We start from the raw sequence: 22,751 nt of genomic DNA, 5'->3' as shown, positions 1-22,751 counted from the left end.
TGCGGTTCTTACTCCTCGTCCTCGAGCCAGCCCATGGTCCGCTCGACGGCCTTGAGCCAGCTCTTGTACTCACGGTCGCGGGTCTCCGCGTCCATGCGGGGGGTCCACTCGGCGGCCCGGCGCCAGTTGGCGCGCAGGTCGTCGGTGCTGTTCCAGAAGCCGACGGCGAGACCGGCGGCGTAGGCGGCGCCGAGGCAGGTGGTCTCGGCGACCATCGGGCGCACCACCGGAGCGTCCAGGAAGTCGGCGAGGGTCTGCATCAGCAGGTTGTTGGAGGTCATGCCGCCGTCGACCTTGAGGGCGGCCAGCTCCACGCCGGAGTCCTTCGTCATGGCGTCGGCGATCTCCCGCGTCTGCCAGGCCGTGGCCTCCAGGACGGCGCGCGCGAGGTGCGCCTTGGTCACGTACCGGGTCAGGCCGGCGATCACACCGCGGGCGTCGGAGCGCCAGTACGGGGCGAACAGGCCGGAGAAGGCCGGGACGAAGTAGGCGCCGCCGTTGTCCTCGACCGACAGGGCGAGGGTCTCGATCTCGGCGGCGGTCGAGATCAGGCCCATCTGGTCGCGCATCCACTGCACCAGCGAACCGGTGACGGCGATCGAGCCCTCCAGGGCGTAGACCGGCTTCTGGTCGCCGATCCGGTAGCCGACGGTGGTCAGCAGGCCGCTGTAGGAGTTGATGATCTTGTCGCCGGTGTTCATCACCATGAAGGTGCCGGTGCCGTACGTCGACTTGGTCTCGCCCTCGGCGAAACACGTCTGGCCGAACAGGGCGGCCTGCTGGTCGCCGAGGGCGGAGGCGACCGGGATGCCGCCGAGCAGCTCGCCCAGCTTGCCGCCCTTGATCTCGCCGTAGACCTCGGCGGAGGAGCGGATCTCGGGCAGCATCTGCATCGGCACGCCGATCGACTCGCAGATGCGCTCGTCCCACTCCATGGTGTGCAGGTTCATCAGCAGCGTGCGGGAGGCGTTGGTGACGTCGGTGACGTGCTTGCCGCCGTCCGTGCCGCCGGTCAGGTTCCAGATGACCCAGGTGTCCATGGTGCCGAACAGCAGGTCGCCGGCCTCGGCGCGCTCACGCAGGCCGTCCACGTTGTCGAGCAGCCAGCGGGCCTTGGGACCGGCGAAGTAGGAGGCGAGGGGAAGGCCGGTCTCGCGGCGGAAGCGGTCCTGGCCGACGTTGCGGCCGAGCTCCCGGCACAGGGCGTCGGTGCGGGTGTCCTGCCAGACGATGGCGTTGTGGACGGGCTCACCGGTGTTCCTGTCCCAGACGAGGGTGGTCTCGCGCTGGTTGGTGATGCCGATGGCCTTGATGTCGTCGCGGGTGATGCCGGCCTTCTCGACGGCTCCGGCGACGACCTCCTGGACGTTGGTCCAGATCTCCGTGGCGTTGTGCTCGACCCAGCCCGGCTTGGGGAAGATCTGCTCGTGCTCCTTCTGGTCGACGGAGACGATGCGGCCGTCGCGGTCGAAGACGATGCAGCGGGAAGAGGTCGTGCCCTGGTCGATGGCGGCGATGAAGGGTCCGGCGGTGTGGGCGTCGGTCACTGTGTGCTCCTGGGGTTCCGTGTGGTGGGGGCCGGGGCGTACGGCGCGTGCTGTGCGGCTCGGGGCTCCGTGCTTCGGTGGGTGAGGCGTGAGCTCCTAGGCGAAGGCGACGTTGTAGACGCCGGCGGCGAGCGCACCGCCGATCAGCGGACCGACGATCGGGACCCAGGCGTAGCTCCAGTCGGAGCCGCCCTTGTTGGGCAGGGGCAGGAGGGCGTGCACGATGCGCGGGCCGAGGTCACGGGCCGGGTTGATCGCGTAGCCGGTCGGGCCGCCGAGGGACAGGCCGATCGAGACCACCACGAAGGAGGTGATCAGGGCGCCCAGGACGCCGAGGCCGTTGCCCTCGTCGTTCAGACCCTGGGTGAGGATGGCGAGCAGCAGGACGAAGGTGCCGATGATCTCCGTGGCGACGTTCTGGACCGCGTTCCGGATCTCCGGGCCGGTGGAGAAGATGCCGAGGACGGGGCCCGCACCCTTCTCCTGCGCCTCGACGGACTTGGCCGCCGTGTCCTGTGCGCCCGGACCGCCGACGATCTCCCGGTCGGTGAGGTGGGCCTGGAACTGCCCGTAGTAGGTGACCCAGACCAGGGCCGCGCCGATCATGGCGCCGAGGATCTGGCCGGCGAAGTAGGTCGGGACGTTGCTCCAGTCCCCGTCCTTGATCGCGATGCCGACGGTGACGGCCGGGTTGAGGTGCGCGCCGGAGAGCGGAGCCGAGATGTACGCGGCCGTCATGACGGCGAAGCCCCACCCGAAGGCGATGGCGACCCAGCCGGCGTTGCGGGCCTTGGAGGCCTTCAGGGTCACGGCGGCGCAGACACCGCCGCCGAGCAGGATGAGTATGGCGGTACCGATGGTCTCGCCGATGAAGATGTCGGAGCTGGACACCCGCGACTCCTTTGTCCTTCGTCCAGGGGAAGCCGAACTCCCGGGTCCCTCCGGGTGTTCCGGCGCCCTCGGTGTGAGAGCGATGGCGGCCCTTGGCGTTGTCACACTCTAACGCGTATTGCCGGTAGGTGTTCGACAATGCCGACCGATGGACGGGAGTCTTGCTCTGGCGTCACACGTGCGTCAAGAGCTCTGTTATCGAAAGCACGATCGTTATTGATCGTCGCGGGTTATCGATCTTCGGGGGCGGTTCGCCGAAGCTTTCGTGGTGTTATGTCCGCTTCAGGGTATGCCGAGGGCCGGAACGACGTCCGTCGTCCCGGCCCTCGTCCGTCTGTCCGCGCCTCAGAACCGCCCGGCGCCCAGGTCCCGCGACACCGCGCGGGCGCAGTCCCGTACCGCCGCGACCAGTTCGGGACGCAGCTCGCCCTCCCGGCGCAGCCGTTCCACCGCGCCGGTGATGCCGACCGCGCCGACCGGCATGCGGCGCCGGTCGTGGATGGGGGCGGCGATGGACGCGACGCCCTCCCAGGTCTCCTCGACGTCCGCCGCGTACCCCCGCGCGCGCGTGATGTCGAGGAGGTGCTCGAAAGCGTCCAGCTCGCAGACCGTGCGGTCCGTGAACGCCTTGCGGTCGGCCTCCAGCGCCTCGCTCCGGGCCACCGGGTCGTAGGCCGACAGCACCTTGCCCAGCGCCGTGGAGTGCAGTGGCTGCATGGCCCCGATCTCCAGCACCTGCCGGCTGTCGTCGGGCCGGAAGACGTGGTGCACGATCAGTACGCCCTGCTGGTGGAGCACGCCGAGGTACACGCTCTCGCCGCTGGAGCGGGCCAGGTCGTCCGTCCAGACCAGGGCGCGGGCGCGCAGTTCGTGGACGTCGAGGTACGTCGTGCCCAGGCGCAGCAGCTCGGCGCCCAGCTGGTAGCGCCCGGAGGCGTCGTCCTGCTCGACGAAGCCCTCCTGCTGGAGGGTGCGCAGGATGCCGTGGGCGGTGCCCTTGGCGAGGCCCAGCGACGAGGCGATGTCCGACAGGCCGAGCCGCCGCTCGCCGCCCGCGAGCAGGCGCAGCATCGCGGCCGCCCGTTCGAGCGACTGGATGTTCCGTGCCATCGCCGTACTGCCTCCGTCCCCTTCGACTGCCGACTCCCGACGCGTTGCAACGTCGTTCGGCAATGTCGAACACTACCGGTCGATCCCGACCTCCCGCTAATGGTCGGTGGGCAACTGTTGCACTCGCACTGTCTTTCGGGCGGGCCGGGCCGCCTCGGCACCCGAATGCGGAGCCTGCCCGAGGGTCGTCCGGCCCGTCGTCCTCGTCCGCCCCGTGGACGCCCTGACCATCCGATGCCGGTCCCGGCTACCCTGGCGGCGTGCGTCCTCCCCGGGGACGTTCCGTGCGAACGTTCCGGGGCAGCGCAAAGCCGACAGCCGTCGCATCCAAGGGAGCCCCTTCATGGCCTCGTCGCCGTCCACCCCGTCCGCCGACACCCGGACCCGTGTGTCCGCCCTTCGCGAGGCACTCGCCACCCGTGTGGTGGTCGCCGACGGGGCGATGGGCACGATGCTTCAGGCCCAGAACCCCTCGCTGGACGACTTCCAGCAGCTGGAGGGGTGCAACGAGGTCCTGAACCTGACCCGGCCCGACATCGTCCGCTCGGTGCACGAGGCGTACTTCGCCGTCGGCGTCGACTGCGTGGAGACCAACACCTTCGGCGCCAACCACTCCGCCCTCGGCGAGTACGACATCCCCGAGCGCGTCCACGAGCTGTCCGAGGCCGGCGCCCGGGTGGCCCGCGAGGTGGCCGACGAGTTCGCCGCCAAGGACGGCCGGCAGCGCTGGGTCCTGGGATCCATGGGCCCCGGCACGAAGCTGCCCACCCTCGGCCACGCCCCGTACACCACCCTGCGCGACGCCTATCAGCGCAACGCCGAGGGCCTGGTCGCGGGCGGCGCCGACGCGCTGCTGGTGGAGACCACCCAGGACCTGCTGCAGACCAAGGCGGCCGTGCTCGGCGCCCGGCGCGGCCTGGAGGCCCTGGGCCTCGACCTGCCGGTGATCGTGTCGGTGACGGTCGAGACGACCGGCACCATGCTGCTCGGCTCGGAGATCGGCGCGGCGCTGACCGCCCTGGAGCCGCTCGGCATCGACATGATCGGCCTGAACTGCGCCACAGGCCCGGCCGAGATGAGCGAGCACCTGCGCTACCTGGCCCGCCACTCCCGCGTCCCGCTGTCCTGCATGCCCAACGCCGGCCTGCCCGTCCTCGGCAAGGACGGCGCCCACTACCCGCTGACGGCGCCGGAGCTGGCGGACGCGCAGGAGACCTTCGTCCGCGAGTACGGCCTGTCCCTGGTGGGCGGCTGCTGCGGCACCACCCCCGAGCACCTGCGCCAGGTCGTGGAGCGGGTCCGGGACACCACCCCGACCGAGCGGGACCCGCGGCCGGAGCCGGGCGCCGCCTCGCTGTACCAGACCGTGCCGTTCCGCCAGGACACCTCGTACCTCGCGATCGGCGAGCGCACCAACGCCAACGGGTCCAAGAAGTTCCGCGAGGCCATGCTGGCCGGCCGCTGGGACGACTGCGTGGAGATGGCCCGGGACCAGATCCGCGAGGGCGCGCACATGCTCGACCTGTGCGTCGACTACGTCGGCCGCGACGGCGTCGCCGACATGGAGGAGCTGGCCGGCCGCTTCGCCACCGCCTCCACCCTGCCGATCGTGCTGGACTCCACCGAGGTCGACGTCATCCGGGCCGGGCTGGAGAAGCTCGGCGGCCGGGCGGTCATCAACTCGGTGAACTACGAGGACGGCGACGGCCCCGAGTCGAGGTTCGCGAAGGTCACGAAGCTGGCGCGGGAGCACGGCGCCGCGCTGATCGCCCTGACCATCGACGAGGAGGGGCAGGCCCGCACCGCCGAGAAGAAGGTGGAGATCGCCGAGCGGCTGATCGACGACCTCACCGGCAACTGGGGCATCCACGAGGAGGACATCCTCATCGACTGCCTGACCTTCACCATCTGCACCGGGCAGGAGGAGTCCCGCAAGGACGGCATCGCCACCATCGAGGGCATCCGCGAGCTGAAGAAGCGGCACCCGAAGGTCCAGACCACGCTGGGTCTGTCGAACATCTCCTTCGGCCTCAACCCGGCCGCCCGGATCCTGCTCAACTCCGTCTTCCTGGACGAGTGCGTCAAGGCCGGCCTGGACTCGGCGATCGTGCACGCCTCGAAGATCCTGCCGATCGCCCGCTTCGACGAGGAGCAGGTGCAGACCGCCCTCGACCTCATCCACGACCGCCGCCGCGAGGGCTACGACCCCCTCCAGAAGCTGATGGCGCTGTTCGAGGGCGCCACCGCCAAGTCGCTGCGGGCGTCCAAGGCCGAGGAACTGGCGGCGCTCCCGCTGGACGAGCGCCTCAAGCGCCGCATCATCGACGGCGAGCGCAACGGCCTGGAAGCCGACCTGGACGAGGCCCTCACGCAGCGCCCCGCCCTGGAGATCGTCAACGAGACCCTCCTGGACGGCATGAAGGTGGTCGGCGAGCTGTTCGGCTCGGGCCAGATGCAGCTGCCGTTCGTGCTCCAGTCCGCCGAGGTCATGAAGGCGGCCGTGGCCTACCTGGAGCCGCACATGGAGAAGACGGACGAGGCCGGAAAGGGCACGATCGTGCTGGCCACCGTCCGCGGCGACGTGCACGACATCGGCAAGAACCTCGTCGACATCATCCTGTCCAACAACGGCTACAACGTCGTCAACCTCGGCATCAAGCAGCCCGTCTCCGCGATCCTGGAGGCCGCCGAGGAGCACCGGGCCGACGTCATCGGCATGTCCGGGCTCCTGGTGAAGTCCACGGTGATCATGAAGGAGAACCTGGAGGAGCTCAACCAGCGCGGCCTGGCGGCGAACTACCCCGTCATCCTCGGCGGCGCCGCGCTCACCCGCGCCTACGTCGAGCAGGACCTGCACGAGATCTACGAGGGCGAGGTCCGCTACGCCCGGGACGCCTTCGAGGGTCTGCGCCTGATGGACGCCCTGATCGGCATCAAGCGGGGCGTGCCCGGCGTCCAGCTGCCCGAGCTGCGGCAGCGCCGGGTGCGGGCGGCCACCGTGGAGATCGAGGAACGGCCGGAGGAGGGGCACGTCCGCTCCGACGTCGCCACCGACAACCCGGTCCCGGAGCCCCCCTTCTGGGGCACCCGCGTCGTCAAGGGCATCCAGCTCAAGGAGTACGCGTCCTGGCTCGACGAGGGCGCCCTGTTCAAGGGCCAGTGGGGCCTGAAGCAGGCCCGCACCGGCGAAGGACCCACCTACGAGGAACTGGTCGAGACCGAGGGCCGGCCGCGGCTGCGCGGCCTGCTGGACCGGCTCCAGACGGAGAACCTGCTGGAGGCGGCCGTCGTCTACGGCTACTTCCCGTGCGTCTCCAAGGACGACGACCTGATCCTCCTGGACGAACAGGGCAACGAGCGCACCCGCTTCACCTTCCCGCGCCAGCGGCGCGGCCGGCGCCTGTGCCTGGCGGACTTCTTCCGCCCGGAGGAGTCCGGCGAGCGGGACGTCGTCGGCCTCCAGGTCGTCACCGTCGGCTCCCGCATCGGCGAGGAAACCGCCAGGATGTTCGAGGCCAACGCCTACCGCGACTACCTCGAACTGCATGGCCTGTCCGTGCAGCTGGCCGAGGCCCTCGCCGAGTACTGGCACGCGCGCGTGCGCTCCGAACTGGGCTTCGCCGGGGAGGACCCGGCCGCGATGGAGGACATGTTCGCCCTGAAGTACCGGGGCGCCCGCTTCTCCCTCGGTTACGGCGCCTGCCCCGACCTGGAGGACCGCGCCAAGATCGCCGACCTGCTCCGGCCCGAGCGCATCGGGGTCCACCTGTCCGAGGAGTTCCAGCTGCACCCCGAGCAGTCCACGGACGCCATCGTGATCCACCACCCGGAGGCGAAGTACTTCAACGCGCGCTGACCCACCCGTCGGCCCGCATCCCACCGGTTCGACCGGTGTGCCCCGGGGCACACCGGTCGAATCAGGCGCTTCGGCCCCGCACGTCGTACACTGGTCGATCCACCGCAGGCCGGTTCCCCTCGTGGGAACCGGCCTGATCGTCCCTTCAAGGAGGTACGTGGATGACCAGTACGGTCCCCGCGCTCGGAACCCGTACGGCCGAGGGCTCCGCCCTGCAGGCCGTGCTCCTGGACATGGACGGCACCCTGGTGGACACCGAGGGCTTCTGGTGGGACGTCGAGGTCGAGGTCTTCGCCGGCCTCGGCCACACCCTCGACGAGTCCTGGCGGCAGGTCGTCGTCGGCGGGCCGATGAGCCGCAGCGGTCGCTTCCTGATCGAGGCCACCGGCGCCGACATCGCGCTGGCCGAGCTCACCGTGCTGCTCAACGACGGGTTCGAGCGCCGTATCGGCCGCGCCCTGCCGCTGATGCCGGGAGCCGGCCGTCTGCTGGCGGAACTCACCGCGCACGAGATCCCCACGGCCCTGGTCTCCGCCTCGCACCGGCGCATCATCGACCTCGTGCTCAGCTCCTTGGGCCCCCAGCACTTCTCCCTGTCCGTGGCCGGTGACGAGGTACCGCGCACCAAGCCCCACCCCGAGCCCTACCTGGCCGCCGCCGCCGGACTCGGTGTGGATCCGGCCAGGTGCGCCGTCATCGAGGACACCGCGACCGGAGTCGCCTCCGCCGAGGCCGCGGGCTGCCACGTCGTGGCGGTGCCCTCCGTCGCCCCCATCACTCCCGCCGCCCGGCGCACCGTCGTGTCCTCCCTGGAAGAGGTCGACCTGACATTTCTGCGCGGCCTGATGACGCAAATGCGCTAGGCGTTCACCCAGCGTGCAGCCCCGATAGCGCGGGAATTCCGGGAAGTGGTGCGCCACAAGGCGAGAACGCCCGCGGAGTAATTCCCGGCGCTTCGGATGGCTGAATAGCGGCAGTCACGAGGACACCATCAACATGTGACGTTCACCACGTCGCACGGGGTCGACAGTGAGGCGCAGGTGTGCTGCGCCCCTCACTGCGAACGTTGTCGGCGCGCCCATGTGTCCCGATTGGTGGAACGCTGCACTAATCCTTCCGCTGTCGGGTTTTCGGTGTGTCCACGCCCGGTTTCGCTGCGTGATGAGAACTCAACTCCGGTGGCTGCGAACCCCCGTGCGTGCGCGGACTAATCTCGTCGCGAGAACCTCAGCCCTTACCCCCGTGTTCCGCCGCGACACCCCTGCATGCCGGATACACGGACCGACAGCTCTGGAGAAACTCGAGCATGAACCGCAAGACTTTGGTGCTGCCGGCCGTCGTCGGCCTGCTCGCGCCGGTGCTCGCCGCCTGTGGCGGGTCCGACGGTGGCAGCGGCGGATCGGACGCGATCGTCGTCGGCACCACGGACCGGTTCAGCGTCTCGGAGGACGCGCCCGCGCCTCTCGACCCGGCATATGCCTACGACGTGGGCCTGTGGAACGTGCTGCGTCAGACCACGCAGACCCTCATGGTGCAGCCTCGCGGTGACGGCGAACCCGTGCCCGAGGCCGCCGAGAAGTGCGGGTTCACCGACACCGGCAACGAGCGGTACGCGTGCACCCTGCGGGACGGTCTGACGTTCGCCAACGGCGACCCGATCACCGCGGAGGACGTGAAGTACTCCATCGAGCGCGCGCTGTCCATCAAGGACGAGAACGGTGTGTTCGCGCTGCTGTCGACCGTGGACACCATCGAGACGCAGGGCGACCGCGAGGTCATCTTCCACCTCAAGACGGCTGACGCCACCTTCCCGTTCAAGCTGTCCACGCCGGTCGCGGGCATCGTCAACCCGGACCAGTACCCCAAGGACAAACTGCGCGAAGGCTTCGAACTGGACGGCTCCGGCCCGTACACCATGAAGGCCGAGGTCAAGGACAACGAGCTCACCAAGGCCGTGTTCACCAAGAACCCCAACTACAAGGGGAGTCTGAAGGTGAACAACGACAAGGTCGAGATGGTCTTCTTCGACGATGCCGAGGCCATGGGCAAGGCGCTCGAAAAGGGCGACATCGACCTGATGACCCGTGCCATGACGCCGGAGCAGATCAAGAACCTCACCAACGCCACGGACGGCGACGTCGAGCTGGTCGAGGTGGCCGGCCTCGAGATCCGTTACCTCGGCTTCAACACCGACGCGCCGACCGTGAAGAACAAGGCCGTCCGCCAGGCGATGGCCCAGCTCATCAACCGCAGCGAGCTGGTGTCCGAGGTCTACGGCTCCCAGGCGGAGCCGCTGTACTCGATGGTCCCGGCCAGCATCACCGGCCACTCCAACTCGTTCTTCAACAAGTACGGCGACCCGAGCGTGAGCAAGGCCAAGTCGCTGCTGGAGGACGCGGGGGTCTCCACCCCGGTGAAGCTGACGCTGCACTACACCACCGACCACTACGGTGCCGCCACCAAGACGGAGTTCGAGCAGCTGCAGAAGCAGCTCAACGACAGCGGTCTCTTCGACGTCGACATCGACGGCAAGCCCTGGGACAAGTTCCGCCCCGCGGAACTGAAGGGCGAGTACGACGTCTTCGGCATGGGATGGTTCCCCGACTTCCCGGACGCCGACAGCTTCCTGGCGCCGTTCCTCGACAAGGACAACACCCTCAACTCGCCGTACGCCAACAGCGAGGTCATCAACACCCTGATCCCGGAGTCCCGGCGCGAGGCAGACCGGCTGTCCGCCGCCGACAGCCTGACCAGGATCCAGGACGTCATCGCGTCCGACGTGCCACTGCTGCCGCTGTGGCAGGGCAAGCAGTACGTCGCCGCCCGCGACGACATCACGGGCACCGCCTACGCCCTCAACTCCTCCTCCACGCTGCAGGTGTGGGAGCTGAGCCGTGGCGTGAGCGACTGACGCCCCGACAGCGCCGAACGAAAGGGCGCCCTCTCCTTCACGAAGGAGAGGGCGCCCTTTCGCGCCGAGATGCGACGACCGCTACTGCGCGCCGGGACGCACCAGCCCGCTCTCGTACGCGTACACCGCGGCCTGCACCCGGTCGCGCAGTCCCAGTTTGGTCAGCACATGACCCACATGCGTCTTCACGGTGGTCTCGCTGACGAACAGGTCGGCCGCGATCTCCGCGTTGGACAGACCGCGCGCCACCAGCTTCAGCACCTCCACCTCACGTTCGGTGAGGGTGTGCAGGGTGTCCGGCACCGGCTCGTCACCGGAGGGCAGATGCGTGGCGTACTTGTCGAGCAGCCGCCTGGTGATGCTCGGCGCGAGCATCGCCTCACCCGCGGCCACCACCCGGATCGCCTGCACCAGTTCGTTGGCCGGGGCGTCCTTCAGCAGGAAGCCGCTGGCGCCCGCCTTGAGCGCCTCCACCACGTACTCGTCGAGATCGAACGTGGTCAGCACCAGCACCTTCGCCGGGCCGTCCCGCTCGGGACCGGTGATCTGCCGGGTCGCCTCCACCCCGTCCATCCGCGGCATGCGGATGTCCATCAGCACCACATCGGGCTGCAGCGCCCGCACCTGGTCGAGGGCCTGGAGGCCGTCCCCGGCCTCGCCGACGACCGCGATGTCCTGCTCCGCCTCCAGAATCATCCGGAAGCCCGTACGCAGCAGCGGCTGGTCGTCGACCAGTAGGACGCGGATGGCCACGTAAGTCTCCTTCGCTAGACCGGCCCCAATTCTGCCCTGCGCCGGTGCCGCCGCCCGCCTCCGGGGCGCCTCAGCCGGAGGCGGCAGGCCGCACCGGCAGCGGATAGGGCGGGGGAGTGCCGCCGAACTCCGGGCAGTGCGCCCGGTGGTCGCACCAGCCGCACAGCTTGGTGGGGCGCGGCCGCCAGTCACCCGTCTCGGTCGCCAGCCGGATGGCGTCCCACAGAGCCAGCAGCTTGCGCTCGACGCGCTCCAGATCGGCGACGACCGGGTCGTACGTCAGCACGTCACCGCTGCCGAGATAGACGAGCTGCAGCCGCCGCGGGACGACCTGCTTCAGCCGCCACACCACCAGGGCGTAGAACTTCATCTGGAACAGCGCACCCTCGGCGTACTCCGGCCGGGGCGCCTTGCCCGTCTTGTAGTCGACGATCCGCACCTCGCCCGTGGGCGCCACGTCGACCCGGTCGATGATGCCGCGCAGCCGCAGTCCGGACTCCAGCTCGGCCTCGACGAACAGCTCCCGCTCGGCCGGCTCCAGCCGGCTCGGGTCCTCCAGGGTGAACCAGCGCTCGACGAGCCGCTCGGCGTCGCCGAGCCAGCCCGCCAGCCGCTCGCCGTCCGGGTCGTCCGCGAACAGCTCCCCGACCTCCGGGCGGGTCTCCTTCAGCCGGTCCCACTGGCCCGGGATCAGCGCCTTCGCCCGAGGCGCCGTGCGCTCGGCCGCGGGGGCGTCGAAGAGGCGCTCGAGCACCGCGTGCACCAGGGTGCCCCTGGTCGCCGCCTCGCTCGGCTTCTCCGGAAGCCGGTCGATGACACGGAACCGGTACAGCAGCGGGCACTGCATGAAGTCGCCGGCCCGTGAGGGCGAGAGGGAGGCGGGCACCTGGGCGACGGGCACGGGCGGCTCGGCCGGGTCCCCCGCACCTGCCGGGTCCCCCGCACCTGCCGGGTCCGCCACCGTCGCCGGTCCGGCCGCGGCCGGCGACTCGACCGGCGGCTCGGCCGGCGGCGCGCCGCCGCCCGTGTCCCGCGCGACATCCTCGATGCTCGTCTCCATGCCCACAGACCTTACGGCCCGCCACTGACAGTGACCCAGCCGCGCTCGTGACGGGTGTGACGGAGGGTAAGCAGAGGGGTGCCGGGGCGGAAGGGCGCACGACGGCCGCATACCATCGAGTCGAGACCCTTCCGCCCGGCAGGCGCGGGAGACGCTTCGAACGAGGGGACACCGTGGACGTGAGCGGCGGGAGCGGGCAGCCGCGGTCCGGCAACGACGAGACGGCCGAGCACCACGCAGGGCCTGTGGCCCCGGCCGCCGGCTCCGCACACCCGGAACCCACGGCTTCCCGCACCTCCGGGGAGCCGCCCGCGGACGAGAACGCGCAGGACGGCCCCGCACACCCCTCCCCGGCTTCCGGAAGCCCGGCCGCCGATGGCCCGGCACGACAGCCGGAGTCCCGGGGCGACGGTACGGCGGGTCCGTCTCCGGCTCCCGAGGGCGGGCGGCCGGCTCACCCGTCGCCGGTTTCCGGTGGTGCGTCGCGTCAGCCGGCGTCCCGGGGCGACGGTACGGCGGGTCCGTCTCCGGCTCCCGAGGGCGGGCGGCCGGCTCACCCGTCGCCGGTTTCCGGTGGTGCGTCGCGTCAGCCGGAGTCCCGGGGCGACGGCACGGCAGGTCCCTCACCGGCCCTGGATGGTGACCGGCCCGCCGCCCACCCCGCGCCCGGCACCGACGGTCCCCCAGGTGACCGTGCCCGCGCCGGGAGCGGTCCCGGGCGCCCGCCGCAGCGCCCCCCGGAGCCCGGTGGCGGCCTGCTGATGGGGCGGCCGTTCGGTGTGCCGGTGTACGTCGCGCCCAGCTGGTTCCTGGTCGCCGCCCTGATCACCTGGGTGTTCGGCGGACAGCTCGACCGCGTGCTGCCCGAGCTCGGCGCCGCCCGCTACCTCGTCTCCCTCTTCTTTGCGGTCGCCTTCTACGCCTCCGTCCTCGTCCACGAACTGGCCCACACCGTCGCCGCCCTCCGCTTCAAGCTCCCGGTCCGCCGGATCCAGCTGCAGTTCTTCGGCGGGGTCTCCGAGATCGAGAAGGAGGCCGAGACCCCCGGCCGCGAGTTCGTCCTGGCCTTCGTCGGCCCGCTGCTCTCCCTCGTCCTCGCCGCCGTCTTCTACGTCGCCCTGCTCCCCGTCGAGCCCGGCAGCGTCCCCGGTGTCCTGCTGGCCGGCCTGATGATCTCCAACCTCATCGTGGCCGTCTTCAACCTGCTGCCCGGCCTGCCCCTCGACGGCGGCCGGATGCTGCGCGCCGTCGTCTGGAAAATCACCGGCAAGCCGATGAGCGGCACGATCGCCGCCGCCTGGGTCGGCCGGGCCCTCGCCGTCTCCGTCCTGATCGGCCTGCCGCTGCTCACCCAGTCCGGAGCCCTCGGCTCCGCCGCCGAGGACAGCATCGGCATGGACACCGTCATGGACGCCCTGCTCGCCGCCATCCTCGCCGCGATCATCTGGACCGGCGCCGGGAACAGCCTGCGCATGGCCCGCCTGCGCGAACACCTCCCGGAACTGCGCGCCCGCACCCTCACCCGGCGCGCGGTCCCCGTCCCCGCCGACACCCCGCTCTCCGAGGCCCTGCGCCGCGCCAACGCCTCCGGGGCCCGCGCCCTGGTCGTCGTCGACGGCGAGGGCACCCCCGTCTCCCTCGTCCGCGAGGCGGCCATCGTCGGCGTCCCCGAGCACCGCCGCCCCTGGGTCCCGGTCAGCGGCCTCGCCCAGGACCTCACCGAGGGCATGCGCGTCTCGGCCGAGCTGTCGGGGGAGGAACTCCTGGACGCCCTGCGCGCGACCCCGGCGACCGAGTACCTGGTGGTCGAGGAGACCGGCGAGATCTACGGCGTGCTCTCCGCGGCCGACGTCGAGCGCGCCTTCGTCAAGGCCATGGCCCGGCCCTCCTGACCGCCCACGTGGTCGGCGGCCCCGTCCGGGACCGGTAGGCTGGTCACATGTCCGAACCGACCGGTGCCGCCCGCAGGCGCGGGCCCTTCAAGGTCGGGGACCAGGTACAGCTGACCGACCCCAAGGGCCGCCACTACACGTTCACGCTCGAGGCCGGGAAGAACTTCCACACCCACAAGGGTTCCTTCCCGCACGACGAACTGATCGGTGCTCCCGAGGGCAGCGTTGTCCGCACCACCGGTAACGTCGCCTACCTCGCGCTGCGCCCCCTGCTCCCCGACTACGTCCTGTCCATGCCCCGCGGGGCAGCCGTCGTCTACCCCAAGGACGCGGGGCAGATCCTCGCCTTCGCCGACATCTTCCCCGGCGCACGCGTCGTCGAGGCCGGCGTCGGCTCCGGCTCGCTCAGCAGCTTCCTGCTGCGCGCCATCGGCGACCAGGGCATGCTGCACTCCTACGAGCGACGCGAGGACTTCGCCGAGATCGCGCAGGCGAACGTCGAGCGCTACTTCGGCGGCCCGCACCCCGCCTGGCAGCTCACCGTCGGCGACCTCCAGGACAACCTGTCCGACACCGACGTCGACCGGGTCATCCTCGACATGCTCGCCCCCTGGGAGTGCCTGGAGGCCGTCTCCAAGGCGCTCGTGCCCGGCGGCATCCTGTGCTGCTACGTCGCCACCACCACCCAGCTCGCCCGGACCGTCGAGTCCATCCGCGAGATCGGCTGCTTCAACGAGCCGACCGCCTGGGAGACGATGATCCGCAACTGGCACATCGAGGGCCTGGCCGTCCGCCCGGACCACCGCATGATCGGCCACACCGGCTTCCTGCTCACCGCCCGCCGCCTGGCCGACGGCGTCGAGCCCCCCATGCGCCGCCGCCGCCCCGCCAAGGGCGCCTACGGCGAGGACTACGCCGGCCCCAACGCCGACGGAGGCTCCGGCCGCTGAGGCGGCCGCAGTGCCGCAGCCAACGCACAGCCGCCGTGGCCGAGTTCCCGAGGACGTTCGGGAACTCGGCCACGGCGCCGTCGTATTGGCACGGCACCGCGGCGGCGGACGTCACGGCGCGGCCGAGTACCCACCCCACCGTTCCCCCGCACTGTGACGTGTGGCACGATGCTGGGCACCCCCACCGGCACAGCCCTCACAGGAGACACTCCTCGTGCAGCACCCCGCCGTTCCGGACCTGTCGCACACGCACACCCGACCGATCCACTGGGTCGCCACCGCCACGGCTCTCGCCGGTGTCGTGGCCCTGTCCTCGGTCCTGCAGCCCGATGCCGCGACGGCCGCGCAGACCGCCGCTCCCGAGACGCAGAGCGCCCCGGCGCTCATGGCGCCGCCCGACCCCTCGGCCGTCGTCTTCCCGCTGGAGTGCGGCCCGGTCAAGGCGCTGGTGCAGAAGAAGGCTTCCGGCGACCTCGACGGCGACGGCCGTCCCGAGACGGTGGCCGTCGTGCACTGCGACGCCCCCATGGGCACCCCGCCCGACGGGGTGTACGTCCTCACCCGGGACGCCGACGGCGGCAAGCCCCGTGTGGTGGCCACCCTGGTGGATCCCGGGGAGCGGCGGACGGTCACGGAGCTCTCGGTGAGCGGCGGCGTGGTCAACGCCACGCTCCTCGGCTACTCGTCGGCCGAGGTGCCCAGTTGCTGCCCCGACGTCACGGACGACGTGAAATGGCGGTGGAAGAACGGCGCGTTCGTCCGTGACACGCCGTCCCAGGCCCGGGCCGTCTGAGCGAGGACCCGGTGCCCGGAGTGTGACACGTCAGACAGCGGTCACACTGCGTGCGCGACGAGTCACAGTTGAGTCACTCTGCGTCCGGCCCGTACACCTCGGCCTTGTCCGAAACCCGACGCACGTGGATGCACTCGCCGGGACACTCCTTCGCGGAGTCGACCACGTCCGCGAGAAGCGGCAACGGCACGGGCGTTGTCGCCCCCTTGTCCTGCAGGAGCTCGTCGTCCGTGCCCTTGACGTAGGCCAGACCGTCGATGTCCAGCTCGAACACCTCGGGCGCGTACTGGGCGCAGATGCCGTCGCCGGTACACAGGTCCTGGTCGATCCAGACCTCCAGCGCCTCGCCGTCGACTCCGGCCTCCTGCTGCACGGTCATCTCTCCTGCCGTTTCCTGCGTCGAACCTGGTCGGGAATCCGGCCAGCTCTGACGGGTGTTGAACACTTCGACCCTACCTCCGCCTGGGTTCCACTCACGTTCCGTGGGTATTCCCCTGGCGTGAGGGAGAGCGCAAGGGTGAAGATCGGACACACCCCGACAGTCTTTGTGATCTAGGGGTTTCAATCGACACCCACCCAGGTAGGGTCTGGAAGCGTCCAGCTCCCCTTGGAGGAGGTGAGGACCGTGGCAGCCCACGACGACGACATGAACCGCGGCATCCGCCCGGGACGCGGGTCCGAAGACCCGGCCGGGCAGGTGGCCTACCTTGAGCAGGAGATCGCCGTCCTGCGACGCAAGCTCGCCGACTCTCCGCGGCACACGAGAATTCTCGAAGAGCGGATCGTCGAGCTGCAGACCAACCTGGCCGGCGTGTCCGCCCAGAACGAGCGACTCGCCAACACGCTCCGTGAGGCCCGCGACCAGATCGTGGCCCTCAAGGAAGAGGTCGACCGGCTGGCCCAGCCGCCGGCGGGCTTCGGCGTCTTCCTGCAGGCGAACGAGGACGGAACGGCCGACATCTTCACCGGCGGCCGCAAGCTCCGGGTGAACGTCAGCCCGAGCGTCGAGCTCGACGAGCTCAGGCGCGGCCAGGAAGTGATGCTCAACGAAGCGCTCAACGTGGTCGAGGCCATGCGGTTCGAGAGCGTCGGCGACATCGTCACCCTCAAGGAGATCCTGGAGGACGGCGAGCGCGCCCTGGTGCTGGGGCACACCGACGAGGAACGGGTGGTACGGCTCGCCGAGCCGCTGCTGGACGTGACCATCCGCCCCGGCGACGCCCTGCTGCTCGAACCCCGCTCCGGCTACGTCTACGAGGTCGTCCCCAAGAGCGAGGTCGAGGAACTCGTCCTCGAAGAGGTCCCGGACATCGGATACGAGCAGATCGGCGGCCTGGGCAACCAGATCGAGATGATCCGCGACGCGGTCGAGCTGCCCTATCTCTACCCGGACCTGTTCAAGGAGCACGAGCTGCGTCCGCCGAAGGGCGTCCTGCTCTACGGGCCCCCCGGCTGCGGCAAGACGCTGATCGCCAAGGCGGTCGCCAATTCGCTCGCCAAGAAGGTCGCCGAGGTGACGGGCCAGGCGGCCGGCAAGAGCTTCTTCCTGAACATCAAGGGCCCTGAGCTGCTCAACAAGTACGTCGGTGAGACCGAGCGGCAGATCCGCCTGGTCTTCCAGCGGGCCCGGGAGAAGGCCAGCGAGGGCACCCCCGTCATCGTCTTCTTCGACGAGATGGAGTCCCTCTTCCGCACCCGAGGCTCCGGCGTCAGCTCGGACGTGGAGAACACCATCGTCCCGCAGCTCCTCGCCGAGATCGACGGTGTGGAGGGCCTGCAGAACGTGGTCGTGATCGGCGCCTCCAACCGCGAGGACATGATCGACCCCGCCATCCTGCGGCCCGGCCGGCTCGACGTGAAGATCAAGATCGAGCGTCCGGACGCCGAGGCGGCCAAGGACATCTTCGGCAAGTACCTCACCGAGCGCCTGCCGCTGCACGTGGACGACCTCGCGGAGCACGACAAGGACAAGGCCGCCACCGTCCAGAGCATGATCCAGACGGCGGTCGAGCAGATGTACGCCGAATCCGAGGAGAACCGCTTCCTGGAAGTCACCTACGCCAATGGCGACAAGGAAGTCCTCTACTTCAAGGACTTCAATTCCGGCGCCATGATCGAGAACATCGTGGGCCGCGCCAAGAAAATGGCGATCAAGGACTTCCTCGAAAAGAATCAGAAGGGCCTTCGCGTCTCCCACCTCCTCCAGGCCTGTGTGGACGAGTTCAAGGAGAACGAGGACCTGCCCAACACCACCAACCCGGACGACTGGGCCCGGATCTCCGGCAAGAAGGGCGAGCGGATCGTGTACATCCGTACGCTCGTCACCGGAAAGCAGGGCGCGGACACCGGACGCTCCATCGACACGGTGGCAAACACCGGTCAGTACCTGTAAAAGGCGGGGCGGCTGCGGGTGCCCTCAGCGGGTACCCGCAGCCGACTGTTTTCCGGAGCCCCGGCTGGAGCAAGGCAATGACGCAAATGATCTCCCCACCAGCGCAAAGGCGTTCTAGGCTCTTCGGTACCGCCGAGTCGCGCAGTGCGGGGACGGGCACCGCACACGCACGGGAGCGCCAGCGGTACTTGAGCGGCGCCCACGACCGAGGGCGCCGCCGGGCAAGGAGGGCCGCATGACCGTACGGCGAGTAATGGGCATCGAGACGGAGTACGGGATCTCCGTCCCCGGTCACCCCAACGCCAATGCCATGCTCACCTCGTCCCAGATCGTCAACGCCTACGCGGCGGCGATGCACCGGGCCCGCCGGGCCCGCTGGGACTTCGAGGAGGAGAACCCGCTGCGCGACGCGCGAGGCTTCGACCTCGCCCGTGAGGCCGCCGACGCCAGCCAGCTCACCGACGAGGACATCGGCCTGGCCAACGTGATCCTCACCAACGGCGCACGGCTCTACGTCGACCACGCGCACCCCGAGTACAGCGCTCCGGAGGTCACCAACCCGCGGGACGCCGTGCTGTGGGACAAGGCCGGCGAACGCATCATGGCGGAGGCCGCCGAGCGGGCCGCCCAGCTGCCCGGTGCCCAGCCGATCCACCTCTACAAGAACAACACCGACAACAAGGGCGCCTCCTACGGCACGCACGAGAACTACCTGATGAAGCGGGAGACCGCCTTCTCGGACATCGTGCGCCACCTGACCCCGTTCTTCGTCTCCCGCCAGGTCTTCGCGGGCGCGGGCCGCGTCGGCATCGGCCAGGACGGGCACGAACACGGGTTCCAGCTCAGCCAGCGTGCGGACTACTTCGAGGTCGAGGTGGGTCTGGAGACGACGCTGAAGCGCCCCATCATCAACACGCGCGACGAACCCCACGCGGACGCGGAGAAGTACCGGCGACTGCACGTGATCATCGGCGACGCGAACCTCTCGGAGATCTCGACCTACCTGAAACTGGGCACGACGGCCCTGGTCCTGTCGATGATCGAGGACGGCTTCATCGCCGTGGACCTGGCGGTCGACCAGCCCGTACGGACACTGCACCAGGTCTCGCACGATCCGACCTTGCAGCGCCTGGTCACCCTGCGCAGCGGACGCACGCTGACCGCGGTGCAGCTCCAGATGGAGTACTACGAGCTCTCCCGCAAGTACGTGGAGGAACGCTACGGCGCGGACGCCGACGAGCAGACCAAGGACGTCCTCTCCCGCTGGGAGGACACCCTCAACCGCCTGGAGAACGACCCGATGAGCCTGGCCGGCGAGCTGGACTGGGTCGCCAAGCGGGAGCTCATGGAGGGCTACCGGCGCAGGGACGGCGTCGACTGGGACGCGGCCCGCCTGCACCTGGTGGACCTCCAGTACGCCGACGTACGGCCCGACAAGGGCCTGTACAACCGTCTCGCGGCCCGCGGGCGCATCAAGCGGCTGCTGGACGAGACGGAGGTCGAGAGGGCCCGTACGAAGCCGCCTGAGGACACCAGGGCGTACTTCCGCGGGCGCTGCCTGGAGCAGTACGCGGACGACGTCGCGGCGGCCTCCTGGGACTCGGTGATCTTCGATCTCCCGGGCCGGGACTCCCTGCAGCGCGTCCCAACCCTGGAACCGCTTCGCGGAACGCGTAATCACGTGAAGGAGCTCCTGGACCGCTGTCGTACGGCCGAGGACCTGGTCAAGGTCCTGTCCGGCGGCTGAGCGGCGTCCAGGAGAAGTCGGCCGGACAGGGTGGAAAACCCAGGGTCCGGGAATCATCGAGGTGGTCCCCGTACGTTGGAGCAACTGCGGGGCCATTGTCAGACCCGGCGAGTAGGGTCTGATCTTGACCGAGCAACTGTGTCGGGCGAACCGAGCGGGGTGAGGGTTATGGCGACCAAGGACACCGGCGGCGGGCAGCAGAAGGCCACGCGTTCCACCGAGGAGGTCGAGGAGCAGGCGCAGGACGCGCAGGCCGCGGAGGACCTCAAGGAGCGCCAGGAGAAGCTGAGCGACGACGTGGACTCCGTGCTGGACGAGATCGACGACGTACTCGAAGAGAACGCCGAGGATTTCGTGAGGTCCTTCGTTCAAAAGGGTGGAGAGTGATTTCTCCTTCGATTTGAAGGTGATGTCGGGGGATCTCCGGGGTGATCGAAGAGTCTGGGATGAGGCGCTGTTCACGGTGCAAGCAACACCTGCCCCGGACGGCCTTCGCCAGCCATAGGTCCGTGCCCGACGGCCTCCAGGCGTACTGTCGGCAGTGCTCCGCCGAGTACTACCGGCAGCGCCAGGAGGCCAAGGGGAAGAAGGTGCGGGAGAAAGTTGCCGTTCCCCCAGGGCATAAGCGGTGCCCGCAGTGCGGGAACGTGAAGCCGCACTCCGAGTGGGAGCGGAACAAGTCGTCCTCTGACGGGTGGGCCAGCTACTGCCGTGGGTGCCGTGCGGAGCGGAACAGGGCCAGCTACTTCAAGCGCAAGTACGGCCTCACCGAAGCGGAGCGCGACGAGTTGATCGCTGCGCAGCACGGTGTCTGCTGTATATGTCTGTCGGCTCCACCGGAGCATGTGGATCACTGCCATGAGACGGGTAGGGTCCGTGGCGTACTGTGCTTCAGCTGCAACGCAGCCCTGGGGCAGTTCAAGGATCGGCCCGATGCCATAAGGCGGGCTGCCGCTTACGTGGAGGGAATCGCGTGGAAGCCAACACTCGTAGCACCGGGCGTCTACCAGCTGCCTTCCTGACGCCTGGGTCCTCTTCGTTCATGGACTTCCTCGGTGAGCACCAGCCGGAGCTGCTCCCGGGCAACCGGCAGCTGCCGCCGGTGCAGGGCGTGATCGAGGCGCCGCACGGCACGACCATCGTGGCCGTGACCTTCCCCGGCGGTGTCGTGCTGGCCGGTGACCGCCGGGCGACCATGGGCAACGTCATCGCGCAGCGGGACATCGAGAAGGTCTTCCCGGCCGACGAGTACTCGGCCGTCGGCATCGCCGGTACGGCGGGGCTGGCCGTGGAGATGGTGAAGCTGTTCCAGCTGGAGCTGGAGCACTTCGAGAAGGTCGAGGGCGCGCAGCTGTCGTTGGAGGGCAAGGCGAACCGGCTGTCCACGATGATCCGGTCGAACCTCGGCATGGCGATGCAGGGTCTGGCCGTGGTGCCGCTGTTCGCCGGATACGACCTGGACCGTGGTGACGGCCGGATCTTCTCCTACGACGTGACGGGCGGGCGGTCGGAGGAGCAGGGCTACGCGGCCACGGGCTCCGGGTCGATCTTCGCGCGCGGTGCGATGAAGAAGCTCTTCCGGAAGGACCTGACGGAGGCCGAGGCCACGACGCTGGTGGTGCAGGCCCTGTACGACGCGGCTGACGACGACTCGGCGACCGGTGGTCCCGATGTCGCCCGCCGGATCTACCCGATCATCACCGTGATCACCGAGGACGGCTTCCGCCGGCTGACCGAGGACGAGTGCTCGGAGCTCGCGCGCGCTGTGCTGGAGCGGCGTCTGGAGCAGCCGGACGGGCCGCGGGCCGCGCTGCTGTAGCGGGCGGCGGTTGCTTGTGTTGTCAGGTGGTCCAGTGACTTCGACAGAAAGGGACGGATAACCGGTGTCGACGCCGTTCTATGTCTCACCCCAGCAGGCCATGGCCGACCGGGCCGAGTACGCCCGCAAGGGCATCGCCCGTGGCCGCAGCCTGGTCGTGCTGCAGTACGCCGACGGCATCGTGTTCGTCGGTGAGAACCCGTCCCGTGCGCTGCACAAGTTCAGCGAGATCTACGACCGGATCGGTTTCGCGGCCGCCGGCAAGTACAACGAGTACGAGAACCTGCGGATCGGCGGGGTGCGCTACGCCGACCTGCGCGGGTACACCTACGACCGTGACGACGTGACGGCCCGGGGTCTGGCGAACGTGTACGCCCAGACGCTGGGCACGATCTTCTCCAGTGCGGCCGAGAAGCCGTACGAGGTGGAGCTGGTCGTCGCCGAGGTCGGCGAGACGCCCGAGGGCGACCAGATCTACCGGCTGCCGCACGACGGCTCGATCGTGGACGAGCACGGCTCGGTCGCGGTCGGGGGCAATGCCGAGCAGATCAGCAGCTACCTGGACCAGCGGCACCGGGACGGTATGACGCTGGCCGAGGCGCTGAAGCTGGCGGTGCAGGCGCTGTCCCGGGACACCAACGGCAGTGAGCGGGAGATTCCCGCGGAGCGGCTCGAGGTCGCGGTGCTGGACCGTACGCGGCCGCAGAAGCGGAAGTTCAAGCGCATCGTGGGCGGCCAGTTGTCGCGGCTGCTGGGTGCGGGGGCGGCGGGCTCGGGTGCGGCGGAGGCTGCGCCGGAGGGCGAGGAGTAGGTTCGGAGAGCGCGGCGGCGGCCTGCGGGGGCCTGCGGCGCTCGGGCGGGTGCCGGTGGGTGTCTGTGGGTGGCTGTTGGTGCCTGCGGGTGCCTGCGGCGCTTGGGCCGGGGTGCCTGCGGCGGCCTGTGCGGGTGCGGGGGGTGCCTGCGGCGGCCTGTGCGGGTGGTCGGGGGTGCGGGTAGCGCTTTCGGTTGTGTGGTGGGTCGGGGCCGTGCC

18 protein-coding genes are annotated in these 22,751 nt (G+C 69.8%); 12 read left to right on the top strand and 6 right to left on the bottom strand.

All coding sequences use genetic code 11. The annotated features are described in order from the left end of the window. Positions 1 to 8: 8 nt before the first annotated feature. The 3 genes from glpK to IE260_RS24555 all read right to left on the bottom strand — a co-directional run bounded on the left by glpK (position 9) and on the right by IE260_RS24555 (position 3,548). On the bottom strand, positions 9 to 1,547 hold the full coding sequence (gene glpK, locus IE260_RS24565) for a glycerol kinase GlpK (RefSeq protein ID WP_189875435.1): 1,539 nt from the start codon (positions 1,545 to 1,547) through the stop codon (positions 9 to 11). Positions 1,548 to 1,643: 96 nt separating this feature from the next. Beyond that, the gene (locus tag IE260_RS24560) at positions 1,644 to 2,438 is read right to left on the bottom strand and encodes an MIP/aquaporin family protein (protein WP_189875433.1); all 795 of its coding nucleotides are present in this window, start codon (positions 2,436 to 2,438) and stop codon (positions 1,644 to 1,646) included. A 345-nt stretch (positions 2,439 to 2,783) separates the two neighbouring features. Then, the gene (locus tag IE260_RS24555; protein WP_189875431.1) at positions 2,784 to 3,548 is read right to left on the bottom strand and encodes an IclR family transcriptional regulator; all 765 of its coding nucleotides are present in this window, start codon (positions 3,546 to 3,548) and stop codon (positions 2,784 to 2,786) included. Positions 3,549 to 3,891: 343 nt separating this feature from the next. On the opposite strand from IE260_RS24555, the gene metH reads away from it, so the two are divergent. From metH to IE260_RS24540, 3 genes are all read left to right on the top strand, one after another. After that, entirely contained in the window at positions 3,892 to 7,404 is a 3,513-nt protein-coding gene (gene metH / locus IE260_RS24550; RefSeq protein WP_189875430.1) for a methionine synthase, read from the top strand. Between the two features lie 161 nt (positions 7,405 to 7,565). Next, positions 7,566 to 8,267 (top strand): HAD family hydrolase, encoded by a 702-nt coding sequence (locus IE260_RS24545; protein WP_189875428.1) that lies wholly within the window; start codon positions 7,566 to 7,568, stop codon positions 8,265 to 8,267. Between the two features lie 443 nt (positions 8,268 to 8,710). Next, entirely contained in the window at positions 8,711 to 10,315 is a 1,605-nt protein-coding gene (locus IE260_RS24540) for an ABC transporter substrate-binding protein (RefSeq protein ID WP_189875426.1), read from the top strand. A gap of 81 nt (positions 10,316 to 10,396) precedes the next feature. On the opposite strand, the gene IE260_RS24535 is transcribed toward IE260_RS24540, so the two are convergent. Continuing rightward, the gene (locus IE260_RS24535; RefSeq protein ID WP_187823384.1) at positions 10,397 to 11,068 is read right to left on the bottom strand and encodes a response regulator; all 672 of its coding nucleotides are present in this window, start codon (positions 11,066 to 11,068) and stop codon (positions 10,397 to 10,399) included. A 70-nt stretch (positions 11,069 to 11,138) separates the two neighbouring features. Beyond that, positions 11,139 to 12,128, bottom strand: a complete 990-nt coding sequence (locus IE260_RS24530; protein ID WP_189875424.1) for a RecB family exonuclease — start codon at positions 12,126 to 12,128, stop codon at positions 11,139 to 11,141. Positions 12,129 to 12,301: 173 nt separating this feature from the next. On the opposite strand from IE260_RS24530, the gene IE260_RS24525 reads away from it, so the two are divergent. From IE260_RS24525 to IE260_RS24515, 3 genes are all read left to right on the top strand, one after another. Continuing rightward, positions 12,302 to 14,020 (top strand): site-2 protease family protein, encoded by a 1,719-nt coding sequence (locus tag IE260_RS24525; protein WP_189875421.1) that lies wholly within the window; start codon positions 12,302 to 12,304, stop codon positions 14,018 to 14,020. Between the two features lie 47 nt (positions 14,021 to 14,067). After that, positions 14,068 to 14,970, top strand: coding sequence for a tRNA (adenine-N1)-methyltransferase (locus tag IE260_RS24520; RefSeq protein WP_189875419.1), 903 nt, complete (start codon positions 14,068 to 14,070; stop codon positions 14,968 to 14,970). Positions 14,971 to 15,184: 214 nt separating this feature from the next. Further along, on the top strand, positions 15,185 to 15,763 hold the full coding sequence (locus IE260_RS24515; RefSeq protein ID WP_189875418.1) for a hypothetical protein: 579 nt from the start codon (positions 15,185 to 15,187) through the stop codon (positions 15,761 to 15,763). Positions 15,764 to 15,836: 73 nt separating this feature from the next. Here IE260_RS24515 and IE260_RS24510 read toward each other — a convergent pair whose 3' ends face one another. Further along, positions 15,837 to 16,142 carry a ferredoxin gene (locus IE260_RS24510; protein WP_189875417.1) on the bottom strand — a complete coding sequence of 102 codons (306 nt, stop codon included), beginning with the start codon at positions 16,140 to 16,142 and terminating at the stop codon, positions 15,837 to 15,839. 246 nt (positions 16,143 to 16,388) lie between these two features. Between IE260_RS24510 and arc the strand changes: the two genes are divergently transcribed. The 6 genes from arc (at position 16,389) to prcA (ending at position 22,532) form a co-directional block, all read left to right on the top strand. Further along, entirely contained in the window at positions 16,389 to 18,155 is a 1,767-nt protein-coding gene (gene arc, locus IE260_RS24505) for a proteasome ATPase (RefSeq protein ID WP_189875415.1), read from the top strand. A 235-nt stretch (positions 18,156 to 18,390) separates the two neighbouring features. Next, positions 18,391 to 19,902, top strand: coding sequence for a depupylase/deamidase Dop (dop, locus tag IE260_RS24500; RefSeq protein ID WP_373303399.1), 1,512 nt, complete (start codon positions 18,391 to 18,393; stop codon positions 19,900 to 19,902). A 168-nt stretch (positions 19,903 to 20,070) separates the two neighbouring features. Next, positions 20,071 to 20,289 carry a ubiquitin-like protein Pup gene (locus tag IE260_RS24495; protein WP_030879180.1) on the top strand — a complete coding sequence of 73 codons (219 nt, stop codon included), beginning with the start codon at positions 20,071 to 20,073 and terminating at the stop codon, positions 20,287 to 20,289. A 59-nt stretch (positions 20,290 to 20,348) separates the two neighbouring features. Then, positions 20,349 to 20,924 (top strand): endonuclease VII domain-containing protein, encoded by a 576-nt coding sequence (locus IE260_RS24490; RefSeq protein ID WP_189875701.1) that lies wholly within the window; start codon positions 20,349 to 20,351, stop codon positions 20,922 to 20,924. Next, the gene (prcB, locus tag IE260_RS24485) at positions 20,876 to 21,721 is read left to right on the top strand and encodes a proteasome subunit beta (protein WP_189875413.1); all 846 of its coding nucleotides are present in this window, start codon (positions 20,876 to 20,878) and stop codon (positions 21,719 to 21,721) included. The genes IE260_RS24490 and prcB overlap by 49 nt, the downstream gene beginning before the upstream one ends. A gap of 64 nt (positions 21,722 to 21,785) precedes the next feature. After that, complete coding sequence (gene prcA, locus IE260_RS24480; RefSeq protein ID WP_189875410.1) at positions 21,786 to 22,532, top strand: proteasome subunit alpha; 747 nt, start codon at positions 21,786 to 21,788, stop codon at positions 22,530 to 22,532. Positions 22,533 to 22,751: the final 219 nt, after the last annotated feature.

Source organism: Streptomyces viridiviolaceus, from assembly GCF_014650995.1.
In the GTDB taxonomy this organism is placed as follows: domain Bacteria; phylum Actinomycetota; class Actinomycetes; order Streptomycetales; family Streptomycetaceae; genus Streptomyces; species Streptomyces viridiviolaceus.
The sequence above is the reverse complement of the archived record's forward strand: the minus strand, read 5'-3'. Positions and strand labels throughout refer to the sequence as shown.

Coding starts and splice junctions, on each gene's coding strand:
- IE260_RS24555 (WP_189875431.1), bottom strand. CDS start 3,548: ATGGCACGGAACATCCAGTCGCTCGAACGGGCGGCCGCGATGCTGCGC.
- IE260_RS24510 (WP_189875417.1), bottom strand. CDS start 16,142: ATGACCGTGCAGCAGGAGGCCGGAGTCGACGGCGAGGCGCTGGAGGTC.
- IE260_RS24540 (WP_189875426.1), top strand. CDS start 8,711: ATGAACCGCAAGACTTTGGTGCTGCCGGCCGTCGTCGGCCTGCTCGCG.
- dop (WP_373303399.1), top strand. CDS start 18,391: ATGACCGTACGGCGAGTAATGGGCATCGAGACGGAGTACGGGATCTCC.
- IE260_RS24495 (WP_030879180.1), top strand. CDS start 20,071: ATGGCGACCAAGGACACCGGCGGCGGGCAGCAGAAGGCCACGCGTTCC.
- IE260_RS24490 (WP_189875701.1), top strand. CDS start 20,349: ATGAGGCGCTGTTCACGGTGCAAGCAACACCTGCCCCGGACGGCCTTC.
- IE260_RS24545 (WP_189875428.1), top strand. CDS start 7,566: ATGACCAGTACGGTCCCCGCGCTCGGAACCCGTACGGCCGAGGGCTCC.
- IE260_RS24530 (WP_189875424.1), bottom strand. CDS start 12,128: ATGGAGACGAGCATCGAGGATGTCGCGCGGGACACGGGCGGCGGCGCG.
- IE260_RS24520 (WP_189875419.1), top strand. CDS start 14,068: ATGTCCGAACCGACCGGTGCCGCCCGCAGGCGCGGGCCCTTCAAGGTC.
- metH (WP_189875430.1), top strand. CDS start 3,892: ATGGCCTCGTCGCCGTCCACCCCGTCCGCCGACACCCGGACCCGTGTG.